This window comes from Aeromonas sp. QDB03 (genome assembly GCF_027707985.1).
GTDB lineage: Bacteria > Pseudomonadota > Gammaproteobacteria > Enterobacterales > Aeromonadaceae > Aeromonas > Aeromonas hydrophila.
The window spans coordinates 223,335-239,008 of sequence record NZ_JAPCJG010000003.1; the positions used below are offsets into that span (position 1 = coordinate 223,335).

At 64.6% G+C, this 15,674-nt stretch carries 16 protein-coding genes; 2 read left to right on the forward strand and 14 right to left on the reverse strand.

The features are described 5' to 3' along the window. Positions 1-211: 211 nt before the first annotated feature. Together cysQ and nudE are read right to left on the reverse strand one after the other, a co-directional pair. Positions 212-1,024, reverse strand: coding sequence for a 3'(2'),5'-bisphosphate nucleotidase CysQ (cysQ, locus tag PG900_RS10270; RefSeq protein WP_270798116.1), 813 nt, complete (start codon positions 1,022-1,024; stop codon positions 212-214). A gap of 37 nt (positions 1,025-1,061) precedes the next feature. Then, positions 1,062-1,670 carry an ADP compounds hydrolase NudE gene (gene nudE / locus PG900_RS10275; protein ID WP_270798117.1) on the reverse strand — a complete coding sequence of 203 codons (609 nt, stop codon included), beginning with the start codon at positions 1,668-1,670 and terminating at the stop codon, positions 1,062-1,064. 137 nt (positions 1,671-1,807) lie between these two features. Here nudE and yrfG point away from each other — a divergent pair, with 137 nt between their 5' ends. Next, positions 1,808-2,464: a GMP/IMP nucleotidase gene (yrfG, locus tag PG900_RS10280; protein ID WP_270798273.1), complete on the forward strand. Its 657-nt coding sequence runs from the start codon at positions 1,808-1,810 to the stop codon at positions 2,462-2,464. 170 nt (positions 2,465-2,634) lie between these two features. On the opposite strand, the gene tyrS is transcribed toward yrfG, so the two are convergent. After that, positions 2,635-3,903, reverse strand: a complete 1,269-nt coding sequence (gene tyrS, locus PG900_RS10285; RefSeq protein WP_270798118.1) for a tyrosine--tRNA ligase — start codon at positions 3,901-3,903, stop codon at positions 2,635-2,637. A gap of 191 nt (positions 3,904-4,094) precedes the next feature. Between tyrS and PG900_RS10290 the strand changes: the two genes are divergently transcribed. After that, positions 4,095-4,910 (forward strand): helix-turn-helix transcriptional regulator, encoded by an 816-nt coding sequence (locus PG900_RS10290; RefSeq protein WP_270798119.1) that lies wholly within the window; start codon positions 4,095-4,097, stop codon positions 4,908-4,910. Positions 4,911-4,970: 60 nt separating this feature from the next. Here the strand turns inward: PG900_RS10290 and exeN are convergent, their stop codons facing one another. The 11 genes from exeN to exeD form a co-directional block, all read right to left on the reverse strand. After that, entirely contained in the window at positions 4,971-5,726 is a 756-nt protein-coding gene (gene exeN, locus PG900_RS10295) for a GspN family type II secretion system protein ExeN (protein ID WP_011704549.1), read from the reverse strand. A 61-nt stretch (positions 5,727-5,787) separates the two neighbouring features. Continuing rightward, positions 5,788-6,279 (reverse strand): GspM family type II secretion system protein ExeM, encoded by a 492-nt coding sequence (gene exeM, locus PG900_RS10300; protein ID WP_270831416.1) that lies wholly within the window; start codon positions 6,277-6,279, stop codon positions 5,788-5,790. Then, a complete protein-coding gene (exeL, locus tag PG900_RS10305; RefSeq protein ID WP_011704547.1) occupies positions 6,276-7,460 on the reverse strand; it encodes a GspL family type II secretion system protein ExeL in 1,185 nt (394 codons plus the stop codon). The genes exeM and exeL overlap by 4 nt, the downstream gene beginning before the upstream one ends. A 119-nt stretch (positions 7,461-7,579) precedes the next feature. Further along, complete coding sequence (gene exeK / locus PG900_RS10310) at positions 7,580-8,593, reverse strand: GspK family T2SS minor pseudopilin variant ExeK (protein ID WP_270798120.1); 1,014 nt, start codon at positions 8,591-8,593, stop codon at positions 7,580-7,582. Then, positions 8,583-9,230, reverse strand: coding sequence for a GspJ family T2SS minor pseudopilin variant ExeJ (gene exeJ, locus PG900_RS10315; protein ID WP_270798275.1), 648 nt, complete (start codon positions 9,228-9,230; stop codon positions 8,583-8,585). Before exeJ ends, exeK begins: the two co-directional genes overlap by 11 nt. 44 nt (positions 9,231-9,274) lie before the next feature. Further along, positions 9,275-9,634, reverse strand: coding sequence for a GspI family T2SS minor pseudopilin variant ExeI (gene exeI, locus PG900_RS10320; RefSeq protein WP_073348808.1), 360 nt, complete (start codon positions 9,632-9,634; stop codon positions 9,275-9,277). Beyond that, complete coding sequence (gene exeH, locus PG900_RS10325; protein WP_270798121.1) at positions 9,631-10,182, reverse strand: GspH family T2SS minor pseudopilin variant ExeH; 552 nt, start codon at positions 10,180-10,182, stop codon at positions 9,631-9,633. The genes exeI and exeH overlap by 4 nt, the downstream gene beginning before the upstream one ends. 163 nt (positions 10,183-10,345) lie before the next feature. Further along, the gene (gene exeG, locus PG900_RS10330; protein ID WP_270831417.1) at positions 10,346-10,777 is read right to left on the reverse strand and encodes a GspG family T2SS major pseudopilin variant ExeG; all 432 of its coding nucleotides are present in this window, start codon (positions 10,775-10,777) and stop codon (positions 10,346-10,348) included. Between the two features lie 116 nt (positions 10,778-10,893). Beyond that, positions 10,894-12,114: a GspF family T2SS innner membrane protein variant ExeF gene (gene exeF / locus PG900_RS10335; protein WP_010635230.1), complete on the reverse strand. Its 1,221-nt coding sequence runs from the start codon at positions 12,112-12,114 to the stop codon at positions 10,894-10,896. A gap of 1 nt (position 12,115) precedes the next feature. Next, positions 12,116-13,621 carry a GspE family T2SS ATPase variant ExeE gene (gene exeE, locus PG900_RS10340; RefSeq protein WP_016349336.1) on the reverse strand — a complete coding sequence of 502 codons (1,506 nt, stop codon included), beginning with the start codon at positions 13,619-13,621 and terminating at the stop codon, positions 12,116-12,118. Continuing rightward, entirely contained in the window at positions 13,621-15,657 is a 2,037-nt protein-coding gene (exeD, locus tag PG900_RS10345) for a GspD family T2SS secretin variant ExeD (protein WP_227290201.1), read from the reverse strand. The genes exeE and exeD overlap by 1 nt, the downstream gene beginning before the upstream one ends. Positions 15,658-15,674: the final 17 nt, after the last annotated feature.

The following is a 15,674-nucleotide window of genomic DNA, read 5'->3' on the forward strand; positions in this document are numbered from 1 at the left end:
GTCAATTTTTTATTTTGGCCAATCGATCGTTTGCAGAATTACCTGAAAAATCGTGCCGTTCCGCCGCCCTCTCTTGTGATGATTCACTGTCATTCCCGCGCTTTGCCAGCGGATATTTCTGTTCATTCCCGATGAAACCAGCGGATCACACCAAGCAATCAGGCGGCCATGGGGCCGCCTGATTGCCGTCAATGATGACCTGTTCACCCGCTCAGTGAGCCAGAATGCTGCCCCAGGCGAGATCCGGATCCCCCATCACGATGAAGTCCGGGTTCTCCAGCGACTCCGTCTCGTTGTAGCGCAGCGGTTGCAGCGCCAGGCTGAGGATGCGACCACCGGCCGCCTCGACGATGCACTGGGCGGCGGCGGTGTCCCACTCGCCGGTAGGGCCGAGCCGCACGTAGCAGTCGGCCGCCCCTTCCGCCACCAGGCAGGACTTGAGCGAGCTGGAGCCGAGCGGGATCAGCTCGTAGTTGATGGCCGGGTTGAGACGGCGAGTCAGGTTCTCCAGCCTCTGGCGGCGGCTGATGGCCACCACCAGCGAATCGGGCTGATCGTGCTCGTGGTGCATGGCGCTGATGGGATGCACCTCGCCGTTCGCCTCCTTGAAGGCGCCATGACCGCGCACCGCCCAGTAGAGCACGTTCGACTCGGGGGCATAGATGACGCCGAGCACCGGCACATTGTCCTGCACCAGGGCGATCAGGGTGGCGAAGTCGCCGCTGCCGGCGATAAACTCGCCGGTGCCGTCGAGGGGATCCACCAGCCAGTACTGGCGCCAGTTGGCGCGCTGGCTGAAGGGGATGTCGGCCGCCTCTTCGGTCAGCACGGGAACATGGGGAGTGAGCGCCGACAGCGCCTGTTTGAGGTAGGCATCGGCAGCAAGATCGGCACTGGTGACCGGGGTCGCATCCTCCTTCAGCTGACGCTCGAACTGACCGCCGTGATAGATTTCGTGAAGGATCCTGCCCGCTTCGCGCGCGATCTCCTTGACCCCCGGCACCCAGGCCAACAACTCCTGCATCTTGTTATCCTCTGTATTCAAACTGCCCGTCTGCGGGCTACTCTGCCTGCTCCGCCAGCCAGCGTTGGGCCAGCAGCAGCGCACTGATGCTGCGCGACTCGGTGAAGTCGGGTCGCGCCAGCAATTCGTCGATCCGGTTCAGCGGCCAGGGGATCACCTCGAGGGGCTCGGGCTCGTCGCCCACCCGCAGCTCGGGGAAGAGATCCCGTGCCAGCAAGATGTCCATCCGGCTGGAGAAGTACCCCGGCGCCAGCGACACCTGCTTGAGCAGGGTCAGGCTGTTGGCGCCGAAGCCCGCCTCTTCCATCAGCTCCCGGTTGCCCGCCTCAAAGGCATCTTCACCCGGGTCGATCAGCCCCTTGGGAAAGCCCAGCTCGTAGGAGTGGGTGCCCGCCGCGTACTCGCGCACCAGCAGCAGGGTGTGGGCATCGAACAGCGGCACCACCATGACGGCGCCCCGGTTGCCACCGCGCATCCGCTCGTAGACCCGCTCCTCGCCGTTGGAAAACTTGAGATGGAGGGACTCCACCTTGAACAGCCGGCTCTCGGCCACGATCTCGGCCTTGAGGATCTCCGGCTTGCTCTTGTCGTGCGCCATGGTGTCGACGCTGAGGTGGACGGGTTTGCGTTGGTGGAGGTCACTCATCGGGGCTGGCTGCTCGTTAAAAAATCGTGTTTCAAGAGTAAACGACTCCCCTCTCGAACACCACGGGGCAAGGGTGGGAAAGCGGCGGTAAAAATCCGTTATAATGCCCGCCCGTTTCGACCCGACCACCGACCCCACTGCCCTGGCACCAGATAGACACTGTCCTGCTCGATATGGATGGCACCCTGATCGATCTCCATTTTGACAACCACCTCTGGCAACAGCTGGTACCCGAGCGCTATGCCGAGCGACTCGGCCTGCCGCTGGCCGAGGCCAGAGTGCAGATCGAGGCGCACTACCAGGCCGTCAGCGGCACCCTCAACTGGTACTGCGTGGACTACTGGAGCGAGACGCTGGGGCTCGACATCCGCGCCCTCAAGCAGGAAATCCTGGCCAAGATCCAGTGGCGGCCACACGTCATCCCCTTCCTGGCCGCCCTGCGGGCCGCCGGCAAGCAGCTGGTGCTCTTCACCAATGCCCACCCCGCCAGCCTGTCGGTGAAGGATGCGCAGCTGGGGCTGGCCGGCCACCTCGATCTGATGGTGAGCACCCACGAGCTGGGCTGGTCGAAGGAGAGCCAGCACTGCTGGCAGGCACTGGCCGAGCGGCTGGCGTTCGACCCGGCCCGCACTCTCTTTGTAGATGACAGCGAGCGGATCCTGCGCGCCGCCGCCGACTACGGCATCGGTTATCAGCTCGCCATCCAGAACCCGGACAGTTGCCAGCCCGAGCAGCACATCACCGCCTTCCCGGCGATCCGTGATTACGCCGAGTTATTGCCGCTGGCCGGGTAAGCCGAGATGCAGGTGAGCATCCGGGCAACCAGGCACCGCCTCCCCCATCCCTTCCGCGACTACGCCGAGTTATTGCCGCTGGCCATGTAAGCCAACAGGGCTACAAGGCTCTCGAACTGACGGATAAACAAAAGGGCTGCCCAGGCAGCCCTTGTCGATCCCGGATCGACTCACCCCAGCCACGTCACCAGCCGGTACTGCTTCTTGCCCCGGCGCAGCAGCAGGTAGCGGCCGAACAGCCGGTCGGCCGCCGTCAGTGGCTCATCCCGGCGGATCTCGCCATTGAGGCTGATGGCACCTGCCGCCAGCAGCTCGCGGGCGATCCTCTTCGAGTTGGCCAGACCGCTCTCCACCAGCAGGGTCACCAGATCTGTTTCCCCCTCGATACGCCAGCCCGGCATGCCATCCTGCGCCAGCTGGGCCAGATCGCTCTCGCCAAGGCGGGCCACCTCGCCACTGAACAGCAGTTCGCTGATGCGCTGCGCTGCCGCAAGCGCCCCCTTGCCGTGCACCAGCTCGGTCAGCTCGTCGGCCAGCACCTGCTGCGCCAGCTTGCGCCCCTGTCGCTTCGCATCCTCCGCCTCCAGCGCCTCAATCTCGGTCAGCGGCATGAAGCTGTAGTAGCGCAGGAAGCGGTAGACATCCTCATCCGCCGTGCCGAGCCAGAACTGGTAGAAGGCGTAGGGCGAGGTGAGCGCCGGGTCGAGCCAGATTGCGCCCCCTTCGGTCTTGCCGAACTTGGTGCCGTCGGCCTTGGTGATAAGCGGCAACGTCATGCCATAGACCTGAGCCTGATGGAGGCGGCGGGTGAGATCCATGCCGCTGGTGATGTTGCCCCACTGGTCGTTGCCGCCGATCTGCAGGGTGCAGCCGAGCCGCTGGTTGAGCACCGCGAAGTCCTGGGATTGCAGCAAGGCGTAGGAGAACTCGGTGAACGAGATACCCTGATCCGGGCGGGCCAGCCGCTGGCGCACCGATTCGCGGGCCAGCATGGCGTTGACCGAGAAGTGTTTGCCGATGTCGCGCAGAAAATCGAGGGCGGACATCTGCCCCATCCAATCGGCGTTGTTGACCAGCAGCGGTGCCGCCAGCCCTTCGCTGGCCGGCAGCAGCGCTTTTATCTGGGCCGACAGGCTGGCTACCCAGCCCTGCACCGTCTCGGCGCTGTTGAGGTTGCGCTCGGTCGCCTTGAAGCTGGGATCGCCGATAAGACCGGTGGCACCGCCCACCAGCGCCACCGGGGTGTGGCCCGCCAGCTGGAAGCGGCGCAGCATCAACAGCGGCACCAGATGGCCGATGTGCAGGCTGCCGGCGGTGGGATCGAACCCGCAGTAGACGGTGCGCGGAGTGGCAAGATGGTCGGCCAGCGCCACCGGATCGGAATTCTGGGCCACCAGGCCGCGTCGGGTCAGCTCATCGAGCAGGTGGGGGTTGATCATGGGGTCTCCAACAACAGGGGGAAAAGCCCACATCCTCGCCGCTCTGGCTCGTACCGAATATGTCCCCCAGGGGACAGTTTTGCCACTCTCGTGCTAGCATCCGGCTATCGTGTGACCATCGCACGACCATCGCACGACCATCGCGGGGAGCCTGCCCGCCACCCGGAAGCCATCGCCATGAACCAGTACCCATGATCCAGACTCTTGCCACAGATGCCATGACCCGCAGCATGACCGAGGTGGTCGATGCCCTGCACGGCAGCGCCTTTCCGGCGGCGCTGGTACGCCTGATCCAGCAGCAGGTGGCGTTCGACTGTGCCCTGCTGCTCGGGGTGGGGCAGCGCCCCGTCTACCTCTACGACAACCTGCACCACCAGCGGGCCCTGCTGTTCGATCGCTACCTCACCCGCCACTTCAGTCAGGATCCCTTTATGCAGGCGCTGGAACAGGGTCTGGGGGCCGGGGTCTGGACCCTGGCACAGGTGTCGCGCGGGCGGCTCGACCCCGAGTATCGCCACCACTTCTATCAGGCTACCGGCTGGCAGGAGGAGGTGGGGCTGATCCTGCCGGTGCGCGGCGGCCTCACCCTGATGCTGTTTCTGGGCCGCCTCGACAAGCGCAGCTCCCTCAGCCGTGACGAGCTGGCCAGGCTGGAGGCACTGTTCCCGCTGGTGCATTCGCTGTGCCGCCAGCACTGGCGGGAGGAAGCCGCCCTGCTGGCACAGAGTCCAGCACTGCCAGGCGGCACTGATCTCAAGGCGACCGTGGAGCAGGCCATCGCCAGCGTGGGGGGGGCGAGCCTCACCCGCCGCGAGCGTCAGGTGGCGGGATTGCTGTTGCAGGGGCTCGACACCGAGGCCATTGCCGGTGCGCTCGGCATCGGCAGCGGCACGGTGAAGAATCACCGCAAGCACCTCTACGCCAAGCTGCACCTGCGCTCGCGGGCCGAGCTGTTCCGCTTCTTCCTCAATCACCTCATCACGGCGCCGGCCAGCACCACCCCATAACGACACCACCCCGCCGGGGCGGGGTGGTGTTGATGCATGCCAGATCAGACAGCAAGGCCGTCAGATGCGGCCCTGGTAGCGCAGCGGGAAGCGCCCCTGACCATCGGGCTGGCCGAGGAAGGGCAGCCCCTGCTTCATCTGCTCCGGCAGATCGGGCCCCGGTTTCAACGTGCCCTGGAACAGGTACTGGCGATTGGCCTGCAGCTCCAGCTTGCCCTGCACCTGCACCGCCTCCGAGCCCTGCTTGAGCTCGGCCACCAGCCGGGAGTCGATGCAGGTCAGCTTGATCTCGGGATCCCCCAGCACCAGCTTGCCGGCCGGGGTATCGGCATCGGCCCCGTACCAGTAGAGGTTGCCGTAGAGGTTGTCGCACCAGGGGTTGCCCTGGGCAACCTGATCGAGCTTGAGCTGCAGCTGGCCAGCCACCGTCACCGGCACGGGCAACTGCATCGGCACCCGCGCCAGCAGCCAGGGGGCCGGCACGTTGAGGGTGATGTCGCGGCCAAAGGCGGCGCCGCTCCAGCCAACCACCCCCTGCCCGTTGAGGCCGCTGCGCTCGCCAAAGCGCAGGGACACCTCAGGGGCAAAACGCAGCAGCGACCAGCCGTTGAGCTCCCAGCGCAGCTGGGTCAGCGACTCGCTGGCGTATTGCAGGCGGGCAACCTGGCCGCTCCAGAGGGTGCCGCTCACCCCTTCCAGCTGTACCAGGGGCGGCAGCGGCAGGTAGCGCACCACCAGAGACGCCGGCAGCTTGGCCAGCAGGAAAACCAGATAGGCCGCCAGAAACAGCACGGCAATCAGCACTCTTTGCTTCATAGAAAACGACTCGACTGCAAACGCCCGCTCAGGCATATGGCCCTGCTCGGGACGCGTTGTTTCATTGGGGACGGCTCAGCTGCAAGCGGCGTACCTTGACCAGGCCGGGCGCCAGATTCTCGCGGGCCACCTCGATCACCTGCACCTGCACGCCATGGCGATCTGCCTGGGTCGCCAGCCAGATCAGCAGGTCATCGAACGCCACCGTGTCGATCCACACCTGCAGCTCCTGGCCCTGAGGCTGCAACCGGGCAATCTTGATCTTCTGGTTGAAGGCGGTGCGGTTGACCACCCCTTCCAGGGTGCCGCTGGTATCGAGCTGGCGGCCCTGGCCACCCTGCAGCGCCAGCACCTCTTCACCCTTCTCTTTCAACCAGGCGAGGGTCTGCTGCTGGCTCAATACCTGCCGCTCGCGCTCATCGATGCGATTGCCGATGGGCTGCCAGATGACCCAGTAGCAGAAGCCGATCAACAGCACGCTGCCGCCCACCGCCACCAGCCGCTGCTCGCGGGCGCTGATACCGCGCCACCAGCCTTGTAGTTTGTCCATCATGATGATTTACCCTTCAGCACCAGTGCCCCTTCAACCTTACCTTCAGTGCTGCGCACCTCCCCCTGCTGCACGTCGAAGCGCTTGCCGGCCAGCTCGCGAAAACGCTCGATCTCGGCAAAACCGGGAGCCGTCACCTGCAGCCTGAGCTCGCCGCGGGCCGCGTCGAAACGCAGCACCTCGGGCTTGAGGCCGGGTACTTCGGCGAAGGTGGGGGCCAGCTCGGTCAGCACCATCAACACCCCGTCCTGCGGCGTCTGCCCCAGCTGCTGGAGGTGCTGGGTCATCTGGCTGCGCACGTTGACGATGCGGCTCTCCCCCGGGAAGATCCGGGTGTAGACCTGCCGGATCTCCGCCTTGAGCGCCTTGTCCTGCTCCGCCAGCTGATAGAGCTGCACGCCGCGCTGGGCAAACGCCACCACCAACAGCGCTCCGGCCACCACCGCCACCTTGCGCCACTGCTGCCAGTAGCGGGAGTATTCGGTCTGCGGTCGGTAGGGGCCCTGCAGCAGGTTGGCCTGACTGGCGAGCGCCCCCCGGGCCAGCAGCAGCATGGGCAGCTCGGGATCGGCCGCCTGCCAGCTGGCCGCCGCAATGGCCGGCGGCGGGGTATGGCTGTGAATGGTCACCGGCGCCGGCTCCGCCGCCAGCAGCATGGCCAGCAGCGGCTCGTCGGCGACGATGCCCTGACAGGGGCCCTGGCGCAGCAGCCACTCCTTGCCCAGTTGCAGCGCCGACCAGCCCTCGCTCGCCTGCGGCAGCGCCAGCACGTCCGGCAGCAGTTGCCGACTCTTGAGACCGGCCTGCTCCAGCCAGCCGAGCCAGGTCTGCATCTTCTCCTTGTCGACCGCCATCAGGTCCACCTCGTGCCCCTGATGACCCAGCACCACCAGGTGCAGCTCATCCACGTCGGAGGCGATTTGCTCCTCCAGCAGATAGGGCAAGGCGGCCGCGGACTGGCGGCTGTATTTGCCCGGCAGGCTCACCCGCCGGAAGATAAGATCGCTGCCGGGCACCAGCACCACCGCCGGACGGCCACCGGCCCGCTCCTGCAGCTCGCCAAGGGCATGGGCCGAGGCCAGGGTACCGGAGGCGATCACCTCCTCTTCCCCGCCCGACCACACCAGCCACTCGACCGGCTGCTGCGCATTGGTCCCCAGACGGATGACCAGACTCTCGCTCACTAATGTCTCTCCTGCCATGCTCGCTCGCATCCCTCGGGATGGGCGGGCGCGCAGCCATGGGCTGCAGTCCAATCGGGGGATGGCGCGGGCCGGCCAACGGCCGTCGCCCGCCTCCCTTGTTATTCGGCGCCACCGTTCAGACGGCGCAGCATCACCAGCTTGTTGTCCTTGCCGCGCACGAAGACGCTCTCCAGCCGGGCGCGGGTGTCACCCACCTCGGCAATCAGCCTGGCCTCGAAATAGCTGCTCTTGACGTCCAGCGCCGCATCCAGCCCCTGGATGTTGCTCACCTGCACCGGCATCTGGTCCGTCATCTCCTTCTTGTTTTTCCACCCCTTCTGGGGACGGCTGGTCAGCACCCGCTTGGCATCGTCCAGCCCCACCTTGTCCAGATAGAGCGCCACCAGCAGGGCCGACTGCTCCGGGCGGATGGTGTTGACGTTCACCACCAGCTTGTCGTTGGGCAGGGCGCACACATAGGGCGCCAGCCGGGCGTACAGCTTGGCGCTCACCCCGCGCACCGCCCGCAGCTCGTCGGTGCCGAGCATCCACTGGTTGGCGGTCAGATATGGGGGGGTGAGCCCTTCGTAATAGGCATCCTCGGCGCCGTAGCTCGACACCAGCACGGTATCCTTGTCGGTCCAGTCGCGGATGGCATCGGTCAGTTGCACCGCCTCGTAATCTTCCACCTCGAGCTGCTTGAGCAGCGCCTTGAACACCTTGACCGGATAGGGCTGCTTCTCCAGATCGTCGCCGCTGATCCCGTCTTTCAACGGCACGCTCAGGCTGTTGAGGTTGAAGCAGGATTGCAGATCCCGCACCCGGCCGGTGAGCTTGCCGTCATCCACCGGGAAGACCGCATCCTGGCGCGCCCAGTTCTGCCCCAGGCTGACCACGTTGGGGTCGTCCTTGAAATCCTGGGCCAGCACCTTGCTCACCAGCGCCTCCGCCGACATGGCATACCACCAGGCCTGCTTGCCGGCGGTGAGGTTGGCGGTGCGGCGCAGCTCCAGCTGCAGGCGGCCACTCATGTTGCTGGCGATGATCACCATCACCGACAGGATGAGCAGCACCACCAGCAGGGCCATGCCCCCCTGGCGGCCGGGGCGGGAAAAACGACGATCAGTTACCATTCTCTGCCCTCTGACCACCGGCCCCGATCAGGAACTGGCGACGGATGGTACCGTAGTCTTCCAGATCCAGCTCCACCGCCAGCCCGTAGGGCAGCACGTTGCGCTGGGTCCACTCCTCTTTCCAGGCGCCCTTGTCGTAGAAGTAGAGCCGCAGCGCCGTCACCCGCTCCAGCATCGGCTGAATGCGCGGCTCGGTGCCGATCACCGGATCCGGGTAGAGGTAGCTCAGCCGCTCCAGCTTGTGATCCTTGAGGCGCCAGCCGACCCGCTGCAGGCCGGAGCGCGGCAGCATGCCGTCCGGGTTGAGCCAGCCGCCGCGCATGAAGGCCATGCCCCAGTCGTCGCTCTGCTGGCCGAAACGGGAGGCCGCCAGCAGCACCTTGTTGTTCTCGCCGTCGATGCGGCCGCTGCGCGGCACCATCTGGGTGATATCCCGCTCCAGCACGGAGAAGGCCAGTTGCAGCTCGGAGAGACGAGCCTCCTTGCGCTTGGCCACCTCGTCGCTGGTGAGCACCCCTTGCAGCACCTGATAGGCGCCCAGGCTCAGGCCGGCGAAGATGGCGATGGCCACCAGCATCTCCAGCAGGGTAAACCCCTCCTGACGCCGGGTCATGTATACACGTTGCTGCAGATTCATCGGCTGATGCTGGCTCCGGATCATGGAGACACCTTGATGCAGGTTCATCGGCTGATATAGGTCCGAATCATGGCCACCGGGCTCTCGGCCTTGGGCGCGGTACGCACTTCCATGTCCAGCGCCTTGAAGTTGCTGTCGGCGGTAGCGACGCCGCGATAGCGCCAGTACCAGGTCTGGCCCGCCATCTGCTCGTCCCCTTCCACCCAGCTGTCACCGGGCCACTTGGCTTCGAGCTTCTGCTGCACCAGCTGGTTCTCCACCACCCAGGTCGCCAGGGTCTTCTGTTCCAGATAGTTGAGGCCGGAGAGGTGCTCGCTGGCGGTCTTCATCACCGCCAGCCCGGCGATGGCAAACACCGCCAGCGCCACCATGACTTCCAGCAGGGTCATGCCGCGGGCGTTCATTCCTCTTCCTCCTCGTCCTGCAGCAGGCGCAGGCGGCCGAATTCGTCCGCCTTGACCGTGCGCACATAGCGCAGATCGTCGTCCTGCTGGGTTAGGGTCAGCACGAAGGGGGTCAGCTCCCCACCGGGAAAGATGAACACCTGCGGCGTGCGCTCCTTCTCGTCGCGCCCCTTCTCGTACTTCTCGTCGGATTCGGTCCGCCAGCTGAAGCCCTCGAGCTCGATGGCCAGCCGCATGTTGTCGGGCAACTCGACCCGATCCAGCAGCTTGTCACCGCTCATCACCTGCCACTTGCGATCCTTGGCCGCGCGCTGCATGAACTGCCAGCTGTTGTCCTCGACACGCAGGCCCACCAGCCGGCCATCCATCACCGAGTACTCCTGCGCCTGCTGCAGCACGGCCATGAAGCGGTGCGCCTGCTTGTCCAGCTCTCTATCCCCCCTGGCGCCGCCCATGCTGAGGGTGACGGCAGTGGCAACCAGCCCCATCAACATGGCAACCAGCAACACTTCCAGCAGAGTAAAACCGGCCTGGCGACTATGTTTCATGGCGCCAGCCTCAACTGCATGGCAGTGGCCTCGAGCCGACCCATCAACATGGCCACCAGCAACACTTCCTGCAGGGTAAAACCGGCCTGGCGACGGGCAGAAGAGGCCACCTTCATTCAGGCAGCCTCGGCATGACTCGGTGAGCGCGACGTGGCGGGATCACTTATTGGAAGTCCTTCAGGTTCCAGTTGCCGATGTCGTCATCGGTACCGGCTTCGCCATCCAGCCCCATGGAGAAGATGTCGATCTTGCCGAACTGACCCGGGCTCAGCATCTGGTACGGGTTGCCCCAGGCATCCTGCGGCAGGCGCTTGATGTAGCCCCCTTCGCGGTAGCTGCGCGGCTCAGGTGCGGCGGTCGGCTTGTTGACCAGCGCGTCCAGCCCCTGCTCGGTGGTCGGGTAGCGGTTGTTGTCCAGCTTGTACATGTCGAGGGCGTTTTCCAGCGCCACTATGTCGGAGACCGCTTTCTGCTGGTCAGCCTTCTCCTTGTTGCCCATCAGGTTGGGCACCACCAGGCTGGCCAGGATCCCCAGGATCACGATGACCACCATCACTTCCAGCAGGGTAAAACCCGATTGACGACGCTTTTGCATGACTTACTCCCTCACGAAATGAGATGGCATGAACCATCAACGATTAACTGTTAAACCACGATCGCTCGATTGGACTGGCAGGCTCGAATAGCGAAGCGTATTCGAACATCCGAACCTTACATATTCACCATATTGTTGAGCTCGAGGATCGGCTGCAGGATCGACATCACGATAAACAGCACCACCCCGGCCATGGAGACCACCAGCATGGGTTCGAACACCCCGAGGGCGATGTTCACCTGGGTTTCAAACTCCCGATCCTGGTTGTCCGCCGCCCGCTCCAGCATGTTGTCGAGCTCGCCGCTCTGCTCGCCGGAGGCGATCATGTGCAGCATCATGGGCGGAAAAATTTTGGTTTCATCCAGCGACTTGCGCAGGCTGGTCCCCTCCCGCACCCGCTCGGTGGCCTCACCGATGCGCATGCGGGCAAAGTCGTTGGAGAGCACTTCGCCGGAGATCTTCATCCCCTCCAGCAGCGGCACGGCGCTGGCGTTGAGGATGCTCAGGGTACGGGCGAAGCGGGCGGTGTTGAGACCGCGGCTGACCCGGCCGATCACCGGCAGGCGCAGGATCAGCTGGTGCCAGTGACGGCGACGCTTGTCGTCAGTCAGCCACCAGCGCCAGACAAAACCACCCACCAGCAGCAGCAACAGGAACCAAAGGCCGTAGTGCTGCATCAGCTCGCTGGTACCGATGAGGAAGCGGGTAGTGGCCGGCAGTTGCTGACCCATGTGTTCAAACTGGGCCACCACCTTGGGCACCACGGCGGTGAGCAGGATGGAGATGACGCCGATGGCGACGCAGGTCAATACGATGGGGTAGATCATCGCCTGCAGCAGCTTGGTGCGCATGTGCTGGCGCTGCTCGGTGTAGTCGGCGAGGCGGTTGAGCACCTTCTCCAGGTGACCGGACTTCTCGCCGGCCGCCACCATGGAGCGGAACAGCTGATCGAACACATGGGGGAAGGCCGCCAGCGAATCGGCCAGCGAATAGCCCTCCACCACCTTGCTGCGCACCGTGGCCACCATGCTGCGCAGGTGGGCCTTCTCGCACTGCTCGGCGACGGCCTTGAGCGCCTCTTCGATGGTGAGACCGGCCCCCACCAGGGTAGCCAGCTGGCGGGTGATCATCGCCAGCTCGGCGGTGCTGGCACCACGGCGGAACAACACGAAGCGGTTCGCCTCGCGCTTGGCCTTCTCGGTGGTCTCGTTCACCTCGAGCGGGGTCAGCCCCTGCTCGCGCAACAGCTGGCGTACCTGGCGGGCGGAATCCCCCTCCAGCACGCCACTCTTGTTGCGTCCCTTGCCGTCGAGGGCCTTGTATTCGAATGCAGCCATCTCAGTCTTCCCGGGTCACGCGCAGCACCTCTTCGAGGCTGGTCTGCCCCTTGAGTACCTTGTCGATGCCGTCGCGGCGGATACTGGGGGTGTGACCCCGGATCAGCCGCTCGATGGCCAGCTCGCCGCTGGCGCTGTGGATCGCCTCGCGTACCGCTTCGTCGATCACCACCAGCTCGTGGATGCCGGTTCGGCCGCGATAGCCGGTGTGGTTGCACTGCTCGCAGCCCACTGGCCGCCACACCTGCTGATCCGGCGCCAGCTCGATGCCCATGGCAATGCGCTCCTGCTCGGTGATGGGGCGCGGCGCGCGGCAATCGGGGCAGAGGGTGCGCACCAGCCGTTGGGCCAGCACCGCCAGCAGTGAGGAGGAGAGCAGGAAGGGTTCGATGCCCATGTCCCGCATCCGGGTGATGGCACCGATGGCGGTGTTGGTGTGCAGGGTCGACATCACCAGGTGACCGGTCAGCGACGCCTGCACCGCGATCTGGGCAGTTTCGAGGTCACGGATTTCCCCTACCATCACCACGTCCGGATCCTGGCGCAGAATGGCGCGCAGGCCGCGGGCGAAGGTCATGTCCACCTTGCTGTTGACCTGGGTCTGGCCAACCCCTTCGAGGTCATATTCGATAGGATCTTCCACCGTGAGAATGTTGCGATCCCGCGAGTTGATCTCGGAGAGCGCCGCATACAGGGTGGTGGACTTGCCCGAACCGGTCGGGCCCGTCACCAGAATGATGCCGTGAGGCTTACGAATGAGCTCGCTGATGATGTTGCGGTTGGCCAGCGTCATGCCGAGCTGCTTGAGCTCGAGCCGCACGTTGTTCTTGTCGAGCAGACGCAGTACCACCCGCTCGCCGTAGCTGGACGGCATGGTGGAAACCCGCACGTCCACCGCCCGGCCGCCGATGCGCAGTGAGATGCGGCCATCCTGCGGCACCCGCTTCTCGGCGATGTCCATCCGCGACATGACCTTGATGCGCGACACCAGCAAGGAGGCGAGCTTGCGATGGGGACGCAGGATCTCCCGCAGCACCCCATCGATACGGAAGCGGATCACTAGGGCCCGCTCGAAGGTCTCGATGTGGATGTCGGACGCTTCTTCTTTTATCGCCTCGCTCAACATGGCGTTGATGAGGCGGATGATGGGGGCGTCGTCGTCGGCGTCCAGCAGGTCTTCACTCTGGGGCAGCTCTTCGGCCAGCGCGAAGAAGTCCATCTCGTTGCCGAGATCCTCCATCAGCTGGCGCGCCTCGGAGGAGTCACGCTGGTAGTGGGCCATCAGCAGCTCTTCGAAGGCCTCGCCGTCCATCTGCTCCACCGTGAAGGCGCAGCCCGCCACCCGCCGCACTTCCAGCAGGGTTTGCGGCGTCACGCCCTGGCGGCAGAGCAGCACCGGGGCCCCCTGCCGCTCGGTCAGGATCACCCCGAAGTTGCGGGCGAAGGCAAACGGCAGCTCGGGCAGGGCTGCCGGCATGTCGACGCCATCCAGCTGGTATGCCGCCATTACTTGTTACCCACGAATGGCTGCACCGATTCGATCGTCGCCTGCTGGTGCTGCTTCATCTGTTCAATCTGCTTTTGTGCCTCGGGCGATGTTGCCACACCCTGGCTGTACTCGGGCAGCACCTGGCGCTTGGGCGAGGTGAGGTAGCCCTCCTGTGCCGCCGCTTCCACCTGTTCGTTCCGGAACTCGGTGTACTTGTTGCTGGAAACACCTGTGTAAATGTTGGCATCCCGCAAAATGGTGGGCCGGATAAAGACCATCAGATTGCGCTTGGAGGTGCTGTTATTGGTCGAACGGAACAAATAGCCCAGCACCGGGATATCGCCGAGCAGCGGCACCTTGGAGACGGTTTCGCTGGTCTTCTCGTCCATCAAGCCGCCCAGTACCACGGTCTCGCCGCTCTTCACCAGCACCGCATTCTTGATGGTGCGGGTATCGAAGGTCGGGCCAAGTGTTGCAGTTCCCTCGGCTGGTTTGTTCGCTACGCTGGAGACCTCCTGCTCGATGTTGAGCAGTACGGAATCCCCCTCGTTGATCTGCGGCGTCACCACCAGCTTGGTACCCACCGTCTTGCGTTCGATGGTGTTGAACACCTGATCGCTGGTGGTGGAGCTCTGGGAGCCGCTCTGCACCGGCACTTCCTGGCCGACGTTGAAGGAGGCTTCCTTGTTGTCCATAGTGACGATACTCGGGGTGGAGAGAATATCGCTCTTGGAGTTGGTCGACAGAGCCGTCACCAGCGCGGCCCAGTTGCCGTGATAGAAACCGGCCGCCATACCGTTGAACTCTTTGGCCAGCGAGGCCAGGCCTGTGGTGGTCCCGTTATCCTTATAATCCTTGGCCGCGATGGCCACCGAACCAATCGGCAAACCGGTATTGGTGAACTGGGTGCCGCCGCCATTGGTGTTGGCCCACTGCACCCCGAGGTTGAGGCCGTCGCCATCGGCGATCTCGACGATGATCGCCTCCACCAGCACCTGGGCACGACGGATGTCGAGCTTGGCGACCACTTGCTCCAGCTCGGCCATCACGTCCGGCTGGGCGGTGATCACCAGCGCATTGGTGGTCTCGTCGGCGGAGATGGCCAGCTTGCCGCCTCCGATGCTGGCACCGCCACCCCCTGTGGTGGTGGCCGCGCCGCCCTTCTTGTCCGCCTCTATGCTGGAGCTGACGCCCTTGAGCACCTCCACCAGATCCTTGGCCTTGCCGTATTTCAGATAAAAGACCCGGGTGTTGCCCTGGCTCTGCAGGTCACGGTCGAGCTGGTGCACCATTTGGATGATGCGGGCGCGCGCCTTGGGCTCGCCGCTCACCACCACCGAGTTGGTGCGCTCGTCGGCCACCACCTTGGGTGCCAGCAGCAGGGAGGTGTTGCCGCCCTGGTTGTTGCCATCCTTGTTGAGGTTGGTCACCAGCCGCACCATCTCGCCGGCAGAGGCGTACTTGAGCTTGACGATGTCCACTTCCTGGTCGCCCGCCTTGTCGACCCGACGCACCACTTCCACCAGCCGGTTGACCACGGCAGCACGGCCGGTGATCAGCAGCACGTTGGAGGGGTCGTAATGGACCACGTTGCCGCCACCGGCGTTGTCGTTGAGCTGGCGCAGCAGCGGCGCCAGTTCACGTACCGAGACGTTGCGCACCGGCACGACCCGGGTCACCATCTCGTCGCCGCTGCCGGGGTTGCTCTCGTCCACCACCGGGATGGCGGAGGTTTTGGCATCCTTGGAGCGCACCACCTTGAGCACGCCGTTGTCCATCGGGACCACGGCGAAGCCATAGACATCGAGCACGCTCAGGAAGAACTGGTAGTACTGGTCTTCGTTGAGCAGGTCATAGCTGCGGACGTTGATCTTGCCGCGCACCGAAGGCTCGATGATGATGGTCTTGTTCAGGTTCTTGCCGACCGTGTTGATGAACTCTTCGATGTCGGCATTCTTGAAGCTGGCGGAATATTCGGTGGCCCAGGCAGAACCTGCCATCATCAGCGCCGCAGCCACGGTGGCCAGACGCCAGCCCTTCCCTTTATTTATCATTCTTGGTGCTACTCCAA